The organism is Micromonospora citrea, assembly GCF_049629545.1.
GTDB lineage: Bacteria > Actinomycetota > Actinomycetes > Mycobacteriales > Micromonosporaceae > Micromonospora > Micromonospora citrea_A.
Genome location: NZ_JBNADX010000001.1, coordinates 49074 through 63478, shown reverse-complemented (window position 1 = coordinate 63478; position 14405 = coordinate 49074). Strand labels below are relative to the sequence as shown.

General features: G+C 72.0%; 12 protein-coding genes. 2 read left to right on the top strand and 10 right to left on the bottom strand.

Annotated elements, in window-relative coordinates; translation table 11 throughout:
* From ACPFP2_RS00295 to ACPFP2_RS00280, 4 genes are read right to left on the bottom strand one after another with little or no spacing between them, the layout of a single operon-like run.
* A complete protein-coding gene (locus ACPFP2_RS00295; RefSeq protein WP_424084880.1) occupies nucleotides 1–909 on the bottom strand; it encodes a carbohydrate ABC transporter permease in 909 nt (302 codons plus the stop codon).
* A 19-nt stretch (nucleotides 910–928) separates the two neighbouring features.
* On the bottom strand, nucleotides 929–2365 hold the full coding sequence (gene ngcE, locus ACPFP2_RS00290; protein ID WP_424084879.1) for an N-acetylglucosamine/diacetylchitobiose ABC transporter substrate-binding protein: 1437 nt from the start codon (nucleotides 2363–2365) through the stop codon (nucleotides 929–931).
* 25 nt (nucleotides 2366–2390) lie between these two features.
* Entirely contained in the window at nucleotides 2391–3140 is a 750-nt protein-coding gene (locus ACPFP2_RS00285; RefSeq protein WP_424084878.1) for a sugar isomerase domain-containing protein, read from the bottom strand.
* Nucleotides 3137–4081, bottom strand: coding sequence for a MurR/RpiR family transcriptional regulator (locus ACPFP2_RS00280; protein WP_424084877.1), 945 nt, complete (start codon nucleotides 4079–4081; stop codon nucleotides 3137–3139). Before ACPFP2_RS00280 ends, ACPFP2_RS00285 begins: the two co-directional genes overlap by 4 nt.
* A 198-nt stretch (nucleotides 4082–4279) precedes the next feature.
* Here ACPFP2_RS00280 and ACPFP2_RS00275 point away from each other — a divergent pair, with 198 nt between their 5' ends.
* Nucleotides 4280–5269 carry an N-acetylglucosamine kinase gene (locus tag ACPFP2_RS00275; RefSeq protein ID WP_424085651.1) on the top strand — a complete coding sequence of 330 codons (990 nt, stop codon included), beginning with the start codon at nucleotides 4280–4282 and terminating at the stop codon, nucleotides 5267–5269.
* A 386-nt stretch (nucleotides 5270–5655) separates the two neighbouring features.
* Here the strand turns inward: ACPFP2_RS00275 and ACPFP2_RS00270 are convergent, their stop codons facing one another.
* The 3 genes from ACPFP2_RS00270 to ngcE (ACPFP2_RS00260) form a co-directional block, all read right to left on the bottom strand.
* Nucleotides 5656–6555, bottom strand: coding sequence for a carbohydrate ABC transporter permease (locus tag ACPFP2_RS00270; protein ID WP_424084876.1), 900 nt, complete (start codon nucleotides 6553–6555; stop codon nucleotides 5656–5658).
* Nucleotides 6552–7460, bottom strand: coding sequence for a carbohydrate ABC transporter permease (locus tag ACPFP2_RS00265; protein ID WP_363879386.1), 909 nt, complete (start codon nucleotides 7458–7460; stop codon nucleotides 6552–6554). Before ACPFP2_RS00265 ends, ACPFP2_RS00270 begins: the two co-directional genes overlap by 4 nt.
* A 62-nt stretch (nucleotides 7461–7522) precedes the next feature.
* On the bottom strand, nucleotides 7523–8938 hold the full coding sequence (gene ngcE, locus ACPFP2_RS00260; protein WP_424084875.1) for an N-acetylglucosamine/diacetylchitobiose ABC transporter substrate-binding protein: 1416 nt from the start codon (nucleotides 8936–8938) through the stop codon (nucleotides 7523–7525).
* A 192-nt stretch (nucleotides 8939–9130) separates the two neighbouring features.
* On the opposite strand from ngcE (ACPFP2_RS00260), the gene ACPFP2_RS00255 reads away from it, so the two are divergent.
* Nucleotides 9131–10630, top strand: a complete 1500-nt coding sequence (locus ACPFP2_RS00255; RefSeq protein ID WP_424084874.1) for an acyltransferase family protein — start codon at nucleotides 9131–9133, stop codon at nucleotides 10628–10630.
* Here the strand turns inward: ACPFP2_RS00255 and ACPFP2_RS00250 are convergent.
* The 3 genes from ACPFP2_RS00250 to ACPFP2_RS00240 form a co-directional block, all read right to left on the bottom strand.
* Nucleotides 10602–12092, bottom strand: a complete 1491-nt coding sequence (locus tag ACPFP2_RS00250) for a CoA-acylating methylmalonate-semialdehyde dehydrogenase (RefSeq protein ID WP_424084873.1) — start codon at nucleotides 12090–12092, stop codon at nucleotides 10602–10604. The genes ACPFP2_RS00255 and ACPFP2_RS00250 overlap by 29 nt on opposite strands.
* The gene (locus ACPFP2_RS00245) at nucleotides 12089–13396 is read right to left on the bottom strand and encodes an aspartate aminotransferase family protein (RefSeq protein ID WP_424084872.1); all 1308 of its coding nucleotides are present in this window, start codon (nucleotides 13394–13396) and stop codon (nucleotides 12089–12091) included. Before ACPFP2_RS00245 ends, ACPFP2_RS00250 begins: the two co-directional genes overlap by 4 nt.
* Before the next feature lie 174 nt (nucleotides 13397–13570).
* A complete protein-coding gene (locus ACPFP2_RS00240) occupies nucleotides 13571–14368 on the bottom strand; it encodes a hypothetical protein (RefSeq protein WP_424084871.1) in 798 nt (265 codons plus the stop codon).
* Nucleotides 14369–14405: the final 37 nt, after the last annotated feature.

Genomic DNA, 14405 nt, shown 5'->3' with positions numbered 1-14405 from the left:
TCAGTACTCCACGCTTTCCCGCTTGGTCAGCCGCAGCGTCAACGCCGCGAAGGTGATGGTGAGGAAGAACAGCGCCACACCCATCGCCGAGGCGTAGCCGTACTTCGAGTAGACGAAGGCGTTGCGGTAGATCTCCATCGCCAGCACGGTGGTGGCCCCGTCCGGACCGCCGCTGTCCACCGAGAGGACCGCGACGATGGCGAACGCGTCGAACGCGGCGATGCCGAGGTAGACCCAGGCCACCTGAAGGGTGTCCCAGAGCAGCGGCAGGGTCACCCGGAAGAAGAGGGTCACCCGGGTCGCCCCGTCCATCTCGGCCGCCTCGTAGATCTCGCCCGGGATGGAGGCCATCCCGGCCGAGAAGAGCACCACGTAGAAGCCGACCGCCTGCCAGACCAGCACCGCGATGATCGACCAGAGGGCCAGGTTCGGCCTGATCAGGAAGAGCACCGGGTCGAGGCCCAACTTCATCAGCACGCCGTTGATCAGGCCGGACTCGTTGGGCCGGTAGACCATCTGGAACAGCACCGCGATGATGGCCACCGCCAGGACCTGGGGGAAGAAGAACACCACCCGGTAGAACTTCGACCCGGCGACCCCCTGCCGCTGCCCGCCCACGCTCCGGCCCCCCACGTTGAGCAGGAAGGCGAAGAAGAGCGCGATGACGATGGTGATCAGCGGCAGGGCAAGCAGCAGTACGCCGTGGTGCTGGACGGCCTTCCAGAAGCTGCCGTCGTCGAGCAGCCTCCGGTAGTTGTCGAAGCCCACCCACTGCGGGGCCGACAGCCCCCGCCAGTTGGTCATCGAGATCTGGAACGCCTGCGCGTACGGCGCGATGACGAAGACCACGTACAGCGTGACCGGGGCGAAGAGGAACCCGATGACGAACGGATACTTGCCGTGCCGCATGACCCCACGCTCCGATCGGTCAGCGCTTGAACTTGGCGACGGAGCTGTCCTTCTTGATCGCGTCGGCGCGCTTCTGGATGCGCTCGCAGAAGGCGTCCGCGTTGATCCGGCCGAACATCAGCTCGTTGGTGGCGGTACGCGCCTCCGTGTCGAGCTCCTTGTACCAGCCGTCGAAGTACAGGTTGAACACGTCCTGGCCGGCGGCCTTGAGCGCGGCCTGGGAGCTGGCCACGCCGGGCGGGAAGGCGAAGCCCTCGCTGCCGGCGGTGACCACGGTCGGGGCCTTGACCACCTCGGTGAAGCCCTTCGCGCCGGCCACCGAGAGCATCTGACGCATGTACTCCAGGCCGCCGCGCGGGTTCTTCGACTTCGCCGAGACGAAGTAGCCCTCACCGGCGGTGGCCCGCACCGCGGTGCCCGGCAGCTTGTCCGAGGCGGACAGGCTCGGCACCGGCATCAGCTGGTACTCGAAGCCGGCCGGGGTGTCCTTCTTCTGCTCGCCCTCCAGCCAGTCGCCGCTGGGGTAGAAGGCCAGCTTGTACTGGTTCTGCCGCAGCTGCACGTCGGTGTGCTTGAGCCCCTCGAAGCTCTTGTCGACGTACTTGGCGCCGATCTCGGCCCACGCCGCGGCGGCCTGCTTGACCGCGTCCTGCTGCCAGGCGCCGTCCTCCAGGTTGTCGATGTTCTTGAGCACGTCGGTGCCGCCGATCTTCGCGGCGTGGGTGAGGATCACGTTCCACTGGTAGTAGGCGGCGTTCGCCCCGGCGTAGCCGTACGGGGTGATGCCCTTGGCCTTGATCTTGTCGAGCAGGGCGGTGAACTCCGACCAGGTCTTCGCCGGGGCCCAGCCGTTGTCCCGGAACAGCTTGCCGGAGTACCAGATGCCGAAGACCGTGGAGACGTAGTAGAGGACGTACGGCTTGCCGTTGAACGAGCCGGCCTCGACGGTGCCGGGGACGACGGTGTCGCGGACCTTCTTGTTCGGGTCGTCGACCGACGGGGCGTCCCACAGCTCGGTGAGGTCCATCAGCTGGCCGTCGGCGACCAGCGAGCCGAAGTCGATCAGCTTCTCGCCGGAGTTGTTGACGAACTCCGGCGGGTTGCCCGAGGCGAACCGCGGCTGGAGCACGGTGGAGACCGCCTGGGTGGACTGGTGCTTGATCTCCGCCTTGGGGAACGCCTTCTTGTACAGCGGCTCGTGCACGTCGGTGGCGTACTTCTCGCCGTAGCCGCCGTTGAAGATGACCACCTCCAGCGGGGCGTCGTCCTTGACGCCGAGCGGGTTGGTGGCGCTCTTGGTGCCCTCCTCCGCCTTGGTGGCGCCCTCGTCGGAGCCGCTGGTCGCGCAGGCGCCGAGCAGGCTGACCGCGCCGGTGGCGAGCAGGCCCGCCGCGGCGGTGCGGCCGAGCAGGGTACGGCGGCTCAGCTCGGCCGGGTTGTCGGGGGTAATCGACATCGTCGTCTCTCCTTGTGTGTTCGGGTCAGGCGGTGCGCCGGAGACGTCCGGCGTACCGCGACTCGAGGGCGAGGTTGTGCGCGTCCCCACCGGGGACGTTGGCGGAGAGGTAGATAGGGGGTACCTCCCCGGCCTGGTGGAACCGTCGTACGACCTCCGCGGTCACCAACTGCGCCAGCAGCGCGGCGGTGACCGAGGAGACCGCACAGACCGCGCCGCCGCCCTCCAGCGGCAGCAGTGCGTCGCCGTACGGCGCGCCGTTGTCCAGCACGACGTCGGCGAGATCGGCGAGCCGGTGACCGGACGGGTGCCGTGGGGCGACCCGTGCGGTGTGGGCGACCGAGGTGACCGCGATCAGCGGGTGTCCGTGTTCCCGGACCAGCAGCGCCAGCTCGACCACCGAGCCGTTGATGCCGGACTGGGAGGCGACCAGGAAGACGTCGGCGGGCTGCGCCCCGGCCAGCGGGTAGAGCTCGTGCGCCACCGCCGGGTCGCGTTCCAGCTTCGGGTCGGCGAGCACGTCGCGGGGCGCGTCGCCGTGCAGGACCAGGTCGTGCAGGGAGAGCCGGTTGGTGGGGACCAGCCCCCCGGCCCGGGCGACCAGTTCGGCGGCGAACGCCTCGGAGTGCCCGGCGCCGAAGGCCTGGAGCACCCCGCCGGCCCGCAGGCTGGTCACGATGAGGTCGGCGGCCCGGCCGATCGCCTCGGTCTGCGACTCGACCACCCGGTCGAGGACGGGGCGGACGGCCTCGGCGTACCCCTGGGCGCTGATCATGAGGCTCCCTTCGCGGCCTTGTGCCCGTCGACGGCCTGGGCGGTACGCCGGAAGGCCGCGTGGGCGCGGTCGTGGGTGCGCTGCGCCACGGCGATGTAGAGCAGGTCGAGCACGACGAGCTGGGGGTGCCGGGCGGAGAGCGCGTCCGGCCGGAAGGTGGTGGCCTGGCTGGCGGTGAGCAGCACGATGTCGGCCAGCTCGGCCAGCGGGGAGCGGGGGAAGCCGGTCAGCGCCACGGTGGTCGCGCCCCGGCTGCCCGCCTCGGCGAGCATCTCGATGGTCTCCCGGGTCTGCCCGGTGTGCGAGATGCCCAGCGCGACGTCCCCCGTGCCGAGCAGGGCGGCGCTGGCCAGCCCTTCGTGCACGTCGCTCCAGGCCCAGGCGGCCACCCCGATGCGGTGCAGGCTGAACTGCATCTCCTCGCCGACCAGGGCGCTGCCGCTGGCGCCGAAGATGTTGACCCGGGCGGCCCGGGCGATGGCGACCGCGGCGCGCTCCACCTCGACGAGGTCGAGCAGGGCGGCGGTGTCGTGCATGGCCCGGGTGTCGGCGGCGATGATCTGGCCGAGCACCCGCTCCAGGGGGTCGCCCGGCTGGATCTCCCGCCCGATGTCGACCGTCCAGCCGGCCGAGCGGGCCCGGCCGGTCTCCGAGGCGATGCCGAGGCGCAGGTCGGCGTAGCCGTCGAAACCCATCGCCCGGCAGAACCGGGTGATGGTCGCCGGCGAGGTGCCGCTGCGCTCGGCGAGTTCCACGATGGTCGCCCGGGCGGCTGCCTCCGGGTCGCTGAGCACGTGCTCGGCGACCCGACGCAGCGCTCCGGTCAGCTCTCCCGCACCGGCCCGGACCCGGGCCAGGACCCCGTCGACGCCCCGCCGGTCGACCGTGTCGGCGTCGACCACCGCGGTCCCCGCGGGGGTGTCCACCTCGTGATCCACCATCGGACGCCTTTCGGAAAGACTGTTAACTGTTAGTGGTAAAAGTTCTTACTGAAGGGCCCTCCGTGTCAAGGCCGTGGGCGAAGTTTTCAAACTGTTACCTGGCGCACACGCTCCCCCGGGGCCGCCGATCTTGCCCGACGGGGCAAAGGCCGACCAGCATGAACAGGTCCGCACCCCCGCACCGGGAGGCACGTGAGCATGTCCGACACCGTGGTGGTCGGTCTCGACGTCGGAGGTACGTCCACCCGCGCGGTCGCGCTGACCCTGACCGGGGAACGCCTCGGTGCCGGCCGGGGCGGCGGCGGCAACCCGACCAGTCACGGGGCCGAACGGGCCGCCGCCGAACTGCTGACCGCGCTGCGCGGCGCGCTCGGCACCGTCGACCCCGCCCGGGTACGCGCCGGCACCATCGGCCTGGCCGGAGCGGCGCGCCTGCTGGCCGACCCTGCCGGGCGGGCCGCCTTCGACCGGGCGTGGGCACAGGCCGGACTGCGCTGCCCGTACGTGGTGCACGGCGACGCCCTCGTCGCGTACGCCTCGGGCACCGCCGCCCCCGACGGCACCGTGCTGATCGCCGGCACCGGCGCGATCGCCGCACAGGTCCGCGACCTGCGGCTGGACCGGGTCGCCGACGGGCACGGCTGGCTGCTCGGCGACGCCGGCTCGGGCTTCTGGCTGGGCCGCGAGGCCGTGCGCCACCTGCTGGCCGACCTGGACCGGGGGTCCGCGCCCGGTCCGCTCGGCACGCGGGTGCTGACCGGACTGCTCGGCTCCGCCGAGGTGGCGCCCCGCCCCCGGGACACCGTCGACACCCTGGTCCAGGCGGTGACCCGGCAGGCCCCGGTGGAACTGGCCCGGCTCGCGCCACTGGTGGTCACCGCCGCGGTCGAGGGCGAGCCGGCGGCGGTGCAGCTGATCGGGCAGGCCGCCACGCACCTGGTGGAGAGCGCGTCCCGGATCCGGCCCAGCGCGACGGTCGAGCCGATCGTCCTCGGCGGCGGGCTGCTCACCGGGGACACCCCGCTGGCGGCGGCGGTCCGCGCCGAGGCGCGACGGCGTTGGCCGGACGCACCGGTGCGCACCGCCGGGGACGGGGCCGCCGCTGCCGCCTGGCTCGCCGCCCGGGACCTCCCCGAGGTCACCGACCCGGTCGCCCTGCACGCCCTCCTGGTCCCCCCGACCGGCTGACCCCGCCTACCGACGCCGGCCGTGCCTTCGCGCGGACTCGCGCCCGGCAGTCCCCACGGTCCGCGGCTCCACAGCCCCGCCCCGCACTGCCCCCCGCACTGCCCGTCAGGGCCGGCCGCCCGCCGCCTCGCGCTCCACAGCCGCAAGATCGTGCTCGATCCAGGAAACAGGGCCATCGCGGAACGAGGGGCCAATATCCACATCGAGCACGATCTTGCAGGGGTCGGCCGAGACCGCAGGGCGTGGAAGCCGGCGGCCGGGCCCGAGCGACTCCCTGGGACACGGCCGTTCCGCACGGAGCCGCCCGTACGGAGCCGCCCGCACGGAGCCGCCCGCACGGAGCCGCCCGCACGGAGCGCTGATCGTTTCCGGACGAGGAGCTGTGGTTACTTGAGCTGGCCGGCGGTGAGGCCGGACTGCACCTGCCGCTGGAAGGCGACGTAGACGGCGAGCACCGGCAGCACCGCGATGCTCAGCCCGGCGAAGAGCCGGGCGTAGTCCCCGGCGTAGCCCTGACTGACCGAGAGGGCGAAGAGGCCCTGGGCGAGCACCCACTTCGACTCGTCGCCCTGCATCAGCACCTGTGGCAGCAGGAACTGGTTCCAGTGGCTGAGGAAGTTGAAGATCGCAACGCTGATCATTCCCGGACGGGCCATCGGCAGCATCACTCGGAAGAAGAGCCGGAAGTGGCCGCAGCCGTCGACCATCGCGGCCTCCGCCACCGTGGTCGGCAGGGTGCGGAAGAACGCGGTCAGGAAGAAGACCGTGAACGGCAGCGAGTACGCCGCGTACACCAGGATCAGCCCGGTCCAGGTGCCGAAGAGGCCGGCGTTGCGGACCACGAAGAAGAGCGGCACCAGGGCGAGGAAGACCGGGAACATCAGCCCGCCGACGAACAGGTAGTAGACGAACTGCCGGCCACGGAACTCGTACCGGGCGAAGACGTACGCGGCGGTGGCGCCGGCCAGCATGGTGAGCGACACCGAGCCGGCGACCACGACCAGGCTGTTCAGGAAGTACCGGCCGATGTGCGCCCCGGTCCAGGCTCGGGCCCAGTTGTCCCAGCGCAGGGTCTCCGGCAGCCCCCACGGGTCGGCGAGGATCTCGCCGTTGCTCTTGAACGAGCTGAGGAACATCCACACCAGTGGCAGCACGGTCAGCGCGGCCCAGACCAGCAGGAAGCCGTGCGAGAGGACGTTGGCCACGCCGAGTTCCCGGCGTACCGGCCGGTCGGCGGTCCGGGCGGCGGGGGCCGTGACGGCGGCGACGTCGTCCAGAGTGGTCATGAGTACTCGATCCGGTCGCGTCGGCCCAGGCGCAGCGAGAGCACCGCCACCGACAGGGTCAGGAAGAACATCACCACGCCGATCGCCGAGGCGTAGCCGAACTTGGTCTCGCTGCCGAACGCGGTGTCGTACATCCGCACGCCGATCACGTCGGTGGAGAAGTTCGGCCCGCCGTTGGTCATCAACTGCACGAGGATGAAGCCGTCGAGGGCGAAGATGGCCAGGTAGACCCAGGCGACCTGGACGGTGTCCCAGAGCAGCGGGAGGGTGACCCGGCGCAGCGTGGTCAGCCGGGACGCCCCGTCGAGCATGACCGCCTCGTAGATCTCCTTCGGCACCGCCGACATGGCCGCGCCGAAGAGCACCACGTAGAAGCCGACGTTGCTCCACACCATCACCGCCAGCACGCACCAGAAGGCGGTACGCGGGTCGCCGAGCCAGGTGGGCGAGCCGAGCCCGAGGGCGTGCAGCGCGCTGGTGAGCAGGCCCTTGTTGGGGTGGTACACCTCCTTCCACAGCAGCGCGATGATCACCACCGAGAGCACCTGCGGGAAGAAGTAGACGGTGCGGTAGAGCGCGCTGCCCCGTACGCCGGTGACCCCGGCCCGGCCCCGCCGGCCGCCCATGTTGAGCATGGTGGCGAAGAAGAGCCCGAGGACGATGGTCAGCACCGGCACCAGGGCCAGCAGGATCGCGTTGTTCTTCAGCGCGTTCCAGACGTAGTCGTCGTGCCACAGCGCCCGGAAGTTCGCCAGCCCGACGGAGTCGGCCTCGGCGGAGTAGCCGAGCCAGTCGGTGGTGGAGATCTGGAACGCCTGCAGGTACGGCGAGACGACGAAGACGACGTAGAGCAGCACCGGCGGCACCAGGAAGGTGACGATCAGCGGGTACTTGCCATGTCTCACGGTGGATCCACCTCCCGGCGGCGGCCGGTGGGGACGGTCGGCCCGCCCCCACCGGCCGGTGCTCACGCGGTCCGCTTGTACTTCTTGACCGAACTGTCCTGGGCGATCGAGTCGGCGCCCTTCTGGCACTGGTCGAGGAACTCGGCGGGGCCGATCCGGCCGCTGAAGAACTCGCCGCAGGCCGCGTCGACGAGGTTGCGCTCCAGCTTGCGGTAGTAGTTGTTGTAGACCCAGTTGAAGCCGTTGGACCCGGACGCCTCCAGGGCCTTGACCACGGTGTTCAGCCCGTACGGCAGCTCGACGCCCTCGGTGGAGCCGGCGACCACGGTGAGGCTGGAGACCTTGCGGGTGAAGTCCTGCGCGCCCTTCTTCGACAGCATGACCCGGAAGTACTCCAGGCCACCGGCGAGGTTCTTCGCCTTGGCCGGCACCATGAACGGCTCGCCTGCGGTGCCCCGGATCGCCTCGAACGGCAGCTTGTCGCCGCTGCCGAGACTCGGGGTGGGCTGGACGGTCATGTCGAAGCCGGCCGGGGTCACGTCCTTCTGCTCGCTCTCCAGCCAGGAGCCGCAGGAGATGAAGGCGGCCTTGCCCTGGCACCAGGCGGTCTGCGACTGCTTGTGGTCCAGGCCGGGCGAGCCCTCCAGGATGTACTTGTCCTTGACGATCTGGTGCCAGGCGTCGGCGGCGGCCTTCATCGCGTCGGACTTCCAGGCGTTCGGCTCCAGGTTGTCGATCGCGGTGGCGACGGACGGCCCGCCGAACTTGATCGCGGTGGCGATCAGCGGCCAGCTCATGTAGCGCGGGTGCAGGCCCGCGTACGTCCAGGGGGCGATGCCGGCGGCCTTGATCTGCCTGCAGAGCGCGATGTGCTCGTCCCAGGTCTTCGCGTACTGCCAGCCGCGTTCGGCGAAGAGCTTGGTGGAGTGCCAGATGCCGTAGACGGTGTAGGTGTAGTTGAGCACCAGGAACCGACCGTCGTACGAGCCGACCTCGACCGCGCCGGGCAGCAGGGTGTCCTTGACGGTCTTGCCGGGGACGTCGAGGCTGGGGGCGGCGAGCAGGTCGGCGAGGTCGGCGACGGCGTTCTGGGAGACCAGGCCGTTGAAGTCGATCTGGCCGGCGCCGGAGTTGTTGACCACGTCCGGTGGGGTGCCGTCGACGAAGCGTGGCTGGAGGGTCTTGCTGATCTCCTGGGTGGCGGAGTGCTTGACCTCGGCCTTGGGGTACTTCTCCCGGTACATCGCCTCGTGGGCCTTGGCGTACTCCTCGCCGAAGCCGCCGTTGAAGATCACCACGTCGAGCGGGGCGTCCTCCTTGACGCCCAGCGGGTTCTGGTCGCTCTTGGTGCCCTGGTAGGTGCCGCCGGTGTTCTTGTCGCCGCCACCGCCGGTGGCGCAGCCGGCGAGCAGGCCGGCGGCGGGGGTGGCCAGCAGGCCCGCGGCGGCGGTACGACGCAGGATGTCACGCCTGTTCATCAGCTCTCCTCGGTAGGGGGAAGGGCGGAGCACCGGTGCAGGGGGTGGTGTCCGCCGCGCGAGGCACGGTGATTCTCTTCAGTTCATCTGATGTTGCTGAAGAATTTCTACGGCAGGAGCGCGTGGACTTCAAGACCTCGTGGCCGATCCGTTGTCACCACCGGCCACCCCGCTCTGGCATAGCCTGGGCCCATGCGCCGCCTGGGCCAGCTCGCCGAGCGCACCCCGGCCGGGCGGGAACGCTACGTCGACCTGCTCCGGGCGGTCGCCATCGCCATGGTCGTTCTCGGACACTGGATGGTCACCGTCATCGGCGAGGACGCCACCGGCCGGCCCACCGGGCGCTCCGCCCTGCCCGACCTGCCCTGGGCGTACCCGCTGACCTGGCCGGCCCAGGTCATGCCGGTCTTCTTCCTGGTGGGCGGGTTCGCCAACGCCGCCTCGCTGGCCGCCCGCCGGGCCCGTGGCGGGGACGCGGCCGGCTGGCTGCTGGACCGGGCCGCCCGACTGCTGCGCCCCACCACCGCGCTGCTGCTGGTGCTCGCCGGCGCCGCCGCGGTGGCCTCGCTGGCCGGGGTCGAGGCCACCCTGGTGCGTACCGTCGTCTGGTTCGCCACCATCCCGCTCTGGTTCCTCGCCGCCTACCTGCTGGTGGTGCCCCTGACCCCGGCCATGTACGCGCTGCACCGGCGCTTCGGCCTGCTGGTGCCCGTCGCGCTGGCGGTCCTCGTCGCGGCCGGGGACGTCGGGCGGGCGAACGGCGCGGCGGAGCTGGCCCTGCCGAACTACCTCTTCGGCTGGCTCGCCGTCCACCAGCTCGGCTTCGCCTGGCACGACGCCCGCACCCCGCGCCCGGACCCCACGCACGACCACTCCCCGGGACCGCGACCCGAGAGACCGCGACCCGACGGACCCGGACCCGACGGACCCGGACACGACGGACCCGGGCACGACGGGCGGCGCGGCCTGCGGTCGCGGCGGCTGCCGCTGTCCCGGCGGGCCGGCGGGGTGGCGCTGCTCGGCGGGCTGGCCGCGACGGTGCTGCTGACCACCGCCGGCCCGTACCCGGTGGCCATGCTCAACGTGCCCGGTGAGCGGCTGGACAACGCCGCCCCGCCCAGCCTGGCCCTGCTCACCCTGACCGTCGCCCAGCTCGGGCTGATCCTGCTGCTGCGCGGCGCGGCCGAGCGGTGGCTGCATCGGTCGCGCCCGTGGCAGGCGGTGATCGCGGTGAACGCGGTCGTGCTCACCGTCTTCCTCTGGCACCTGACCGCCGCGATCCTGCTGGTCGGCGCGCTCGACGCGGCGGGACTGCTGCCCACCCCGGCAGCCGGGTCGGCGGCCTGGCTGGCATGGCGGCTGCCCTGGGTGCTCCTGCTGACGGTGGTGCTGGCCGTCCTGGTCGCCGTCTTCGGACCCGTCGAGGCCCGTACCCGCCCCACCCGTCCCGGCCGTGACGGTGCGCGCGGCGCGCCGACCGACCGCCCCGGGGGCGCCGGGTGGTCGACCGCCGTGCGGGGCGCGCTGGCCGCCGTCGGTTTCGCCGCCGTGGTGTACGCCCTGGTACGCAACGCGCAGACGCCGAGGGCGGCCCCGGAACCCCTCGGGGTGCCGGTGGCCGCCCTGGTGGCGTACCTGGGTGGGGCGGGTCTGCTGCGGCTGCTCAGGTCTGGATGGGGAAGCCGAGGTTGACCCCGCCGTGGCGCGGGTCCAGCCAGCGGCTGGTGACCACCTTGCCCCGGGTGAAGAAGCGCACCCCGTCCTCGCCGTGCGCGTGCAGGTCACCGAAGAGGGAGGACTTCCACCCGCCGAACGAGTAGTACGCCATCGGCACGGGGATCGGCACGTTGATCCCGACCATGCCGACCTCCACCTCGTGCTGGTAGCGCCGGGCCGCGCCGCCGTCGTTGGTGAAGATCGCCGTGCCGTTGCCGTACGGGTTCGCGTTGACCAGCTCGACCGCCTCGTCGTACGAGCCGACCCGCACGACGCTGAGCACCGGACCGAAGATCTCGTCGGTGTAGATCGACATGTCGGGGGTGACGTGGTCGAAGAGGGTCGGGCCGAGCCAGTAGCCGCCCGGCTCGCCGTCCGGGGTGACGTCCCGGCCGTCGACCACGGCGACCGCGCCCGCGGCCACGCCCGACTCCACGTACCCGCGCACCCGCTCGGCGTGCGCGGCGGTGACCAGTGGACCCATGTCGCAGCCGCGCCGGCCGTCGCCGGTGCGCAGCCCGGCCATCCGCCGGGCGATCCTCGCGACCAGTGCGTCGGCGACCGGCTCGACCGCGACCAGCGCGGAGATCGCCATGCACCGCTCCCCCGCCGAGCCGAAGCCGGCGTTGACCGCCGCGTCGGCGGCCAGGTCCAGGTCGGCGTCCGGGAGCACCACCATGTGGTTCTTCGCCCCGCCGAGGGCCTGCACCCGCTTGCCGGCCAGCGCGGCGCGCTGGTGCACGTGCCGGGCGACCGGGGTGGAGCCGACGAACGACACCGCCTTGACGCCCGGGTGGTCGAGCAGCGCGTCGACGGCCTCGGCGTCACCGTTGACGACGTTGAGCACCCCGTCGGGCAGGCCCGCCTCGGCGAACCACTCGGCGAGCAGCAGCGCCGCGCTCGGGTCCTTCTCGCTGGGCTTGAGCACCACCGCGTTGCCGCAGGCCACCGCGACCGGCACGAACCACAGCGGCACCATCACCGGGAAGTTGAACGGCGAGATCACCGCGACCACGCCGAGCGGCTGCCGGATGCTGTACGAGTCGACCTCGGTCGAGACGTTCTCGCTGAACCCGCCGCGCAGCGCCGACGCGATGCCACAGGCGTACTCGACGACCTCCAGGCCGCGCTGCACCTCGCCGGCGGCGTCGGCGAGCACCTTGCCGTGCTCGGCGGTGATCACCTCGGCGAGCCGGTCGCGCCGGGCGGCGACCAGTTCGCGGAAGGCGAAGAGCACACCCGTCCGCCGGGCCAGGGAGGCGTCCCGCCAGCCGCGCGCCGCCCGCTCGGCGGCCTGCACCGCCGCCGCGACGTCCGCGGGGCAGGCCAGCTCCACCTGAGCGGTACGCCGCCCGGTGGCCGGGTCGAAGACGTCGCCGCGCCGCGGCGACGATCCGGAGATCCGCTTGCCGTCGACGAAGTGCCCGATGAGGGTCATGCCGCCACCTCCTCGGCGGCGCAGGAGCGGATCGCGTCGACGAGGACGGCCAGCCCTTCGCGGGCCTCGTCGACGGTCAGGGTCAGCGGCGGGCCCATCCGCAGCACGTTGCCGTGCAGGCCGCCCTTGCCGACCAGCAGGCCACCGGCCCGGCACGCCTCCAGGACCCGGCTGGTCAGCGCCGGGTCGGGCTCCGCCGTGCCGGGGCGGACGAACTCGACGCCGAGCATGAGGCCCTTGCCGCGTACCTCGGCGACGCGGTCGAGGTCGGCCGTGGCGGCGCGCAGTCCGTCGGCGAGGATCGCGCCGACCCGGGCCGCGTTGGCCTGGAGATCGTGGTCGCTCAGGTAGTCCAGCACGGCGTTGCCGGCGGCGGTGGAGACCGGGTTGCCGCCGAAGGTGCAGAAGCTGATCGCCGGCACCGACTCCAGCACGTCGGCCCGGCCGACGACCCCGGCCAGGGCGAACCCGTTGCCGATGCCCTTGGCGAAGGTGAGCAGGTCGGGCGTGACCCCGTGCGCCTGGTAGCCCCAGAAGTGCTCGCCGGTGCGGCCCCAGCCGGTCTGCACCTCGTCGGAGATCAGCAGGATGCCGTGGGCGTCGAGGACCTTCTTCCAGGCCGCGAAGAGCCCGTCCGGCGGGGCGACGAACCCGCCGACGCCCTGGATCGGCTCGGCGATCAGGCAGGCCACGTCGCCGGCGGTCTGGGTGGCGAGCACCTCGCGCAGGTCCTCCACCGCGGCGTCGATCCGGTCGGTCTCGGGGAGCCGGGCGAGCAGTCCGCGCAGCCGGTCCCCGGAGTGCAGCCAGGCGACCTGGAGCGGGTTGAGCGCGCTGGCCGACCAGCTCCGGTTGCCGGTGACGCCCATCGTCGCGTACGACCGGCCGTGGTAGCTGTTGCGCACCGCGAGGATCTGCGACGAGCGGCGGTGGTTGGTGGCGAACAACAGCGCCGCCTCGTTCGCCTCGGTGCCCGAGTTCGTGAAGAACACCCGGGCGTCCGGGATGCCGGAGAGCCCGGCGATCCGCTCGGCCAGTTCGACCTGCTGGCGGATCAGGTACAGCGTGGAACTGTGCACGATGCCGGTGCGGATCTGCCGCTCGACCGCGTCGCGGATCTCCGCGATGTCGTACCCGATCATCGAGGTCAGCACGCCGCCGAAGAAGTCCAGGTAGGTGCGGCCCTGCACGTCGGTCACCCGGCGACCCGAACCGGAGACCAGTTCGATCGGCTCGGCGTAGTAGAGCGGCATCCAGGACGGGAGCACGGCCCGGTGCCGGGCAAGCAGGTCGTCGGAGGTCATCGTCGCACCCTTCAGCGGTTTCGCGTTCCCCGCACGCTTCCACCGCCGGGTGGCAGGGACAACTGTCACTGTGTAGCCGACCGGAGGTGCCGGCCTGACAGCGCGTCAACCCCGTCGCCACGATTTCCATGCCGTCGGGCGTGGCCGATCGATCTTCTCGGCACCGATCCGGCGTCAACGCCACGTGATCCGTACTGGCCCGGCACCGCGCGCCGACCCGTCGGGGCGTCCCCGCTCGTCGGCGCCGAACCCGTCCCGGCGGCGCAGCGGCAGGTGCAGGGCGAGCGACAGCAGCGCGAAGACGACCCAACCGGCGACCAGCGCGGCGGCCGGTGAGACGTCCTGGAAATAGTGGTACCCGGTGAGGAAACCCACCAGCGCCAGGCTGTTGCGGGCGAAGTGCCGGCTGAAGGCGACCAGGTGGCCACGGGCCTCGACGGCCACCAGCACGCCGGCGTACGGGAAGGTCACCACCATCCCCCGCAACAGCTCACCGAGCAGCCCGGTGAGCACCGCCCCGGCGAAGATCACCACCAGCTTGACCGGGGCGGGCAGGCTGTCGCGGCGGGCCGCCTCCGGCTCCCCCACGGCGGGGGCGGCGGCGCGGGCCCGGCGGCGCAGCACCAGCATCGCCGCCGTCCAGAGCGCCACCACGGTCGCCAGGGCCGGCGCGAAGGGGATCGGGACGGCAACCAGGCCGACACTCAGCGCCACGTACACGCCGATCCCGGCCAGGTCGGCGAGGACGATCGGCCAGCGCAGCCGCCGGTGGGTCAGCGCCACGGTGACGAAGAAGAGGTTCAGGCCGAGCACCCCCAGCACCTGGGCGCCGTCCACCCGGTGGCCCGTGGTGACCAGGGCGAGGGTCATCGGCAGCGGCAGGCTGTAGACGAAGGCCCGCAGCCGCACCGAGCGGATCACGCTGACCGCCCAGACCACGGCGGTCACCAGGATCACCGCACTCCACGTCATGGCCGGTCCGTCTCCGCCGCGCCGCGCCCCGGCGCGG

Coding starts and splice junctions, on each gene's coding strand:
- ACPFP2_RS00270 (WP_424084876.1), bottom strand. CDS start 6,555: ATGACCACTCTGGACGACGTCGCCGCCGTCACGGCCCCCGCCGCCCGG.
- ACPFP2_RS00240 (WP_424084871.1), bottom strand. CDS start 14,368: ATGACGTGGAGTGCGGTGATCCTGGTGACCGCCGTGGTCTGGGCGGTC.
- ACPFP2_RS00255 (WP_424084874.1), top strand. CDS start 9,131: ATGCGCCGCCTGGGCCAGCTCGCCGAGCGCACCCCGGCCGGGCGGGAA.
- ACPFP2_RS00295 (WP_424084880.1), bottom strand. CDS start 909: ATGCGGCACGGCAAGTATCCGTTCGTCATCGGGTTCCTCTTCGCCCCG.
- ACPFP2_RS00250 (WP_424084873.1), bottom strand. CDS start 12,092: ATGACCCTCATCGGGCACTTCGTCGACGGCAAGCGGATCTCCGGATCG.
- ACPFP2_RS00285 (WP_424084878.1), bottom strand. CDS start 3,140: ATGATCAGCGCCCAGGGGTACGCCGAGGCCGTCCGCCCCGTCCTCGAC.
- ACPFP2_RS00275 (WP_424085651.1), top strand. CDS start 4,280: ATGTCCGACACCGTGGTGGTCGGTCTCGACGTCGGAGGTACGTCCACC.
- ngcE (WP_424084879.1), bottom strand. CDS start 2,365: ATGTCGATTACCCCCGACAACCCGGCCGAGCTGAGCCGCCGTACCCTG.
- ngcE (WP_424084875.1), bottom strand. CDS start 8,938: ATGAACAGGCGTGACATCCTGCGTCGTACCGCCGCCGCGGGCCTGCTG.
- ACPFP2_RS00245 (WP_424084872.1), bottom strand. CDS start 13,396: ATGACCTCCGACGACCTGCTTGCCCGGCACCGGGCCGTGCTCCCGTCC.
- ACPFP2_RS00280 (WP_424084877.1), bottom strand. CDS start 4,081: ATGGTGGATCACGAGGTGGACACCCCCGCGGGGACCGCGGTGGTCGAC.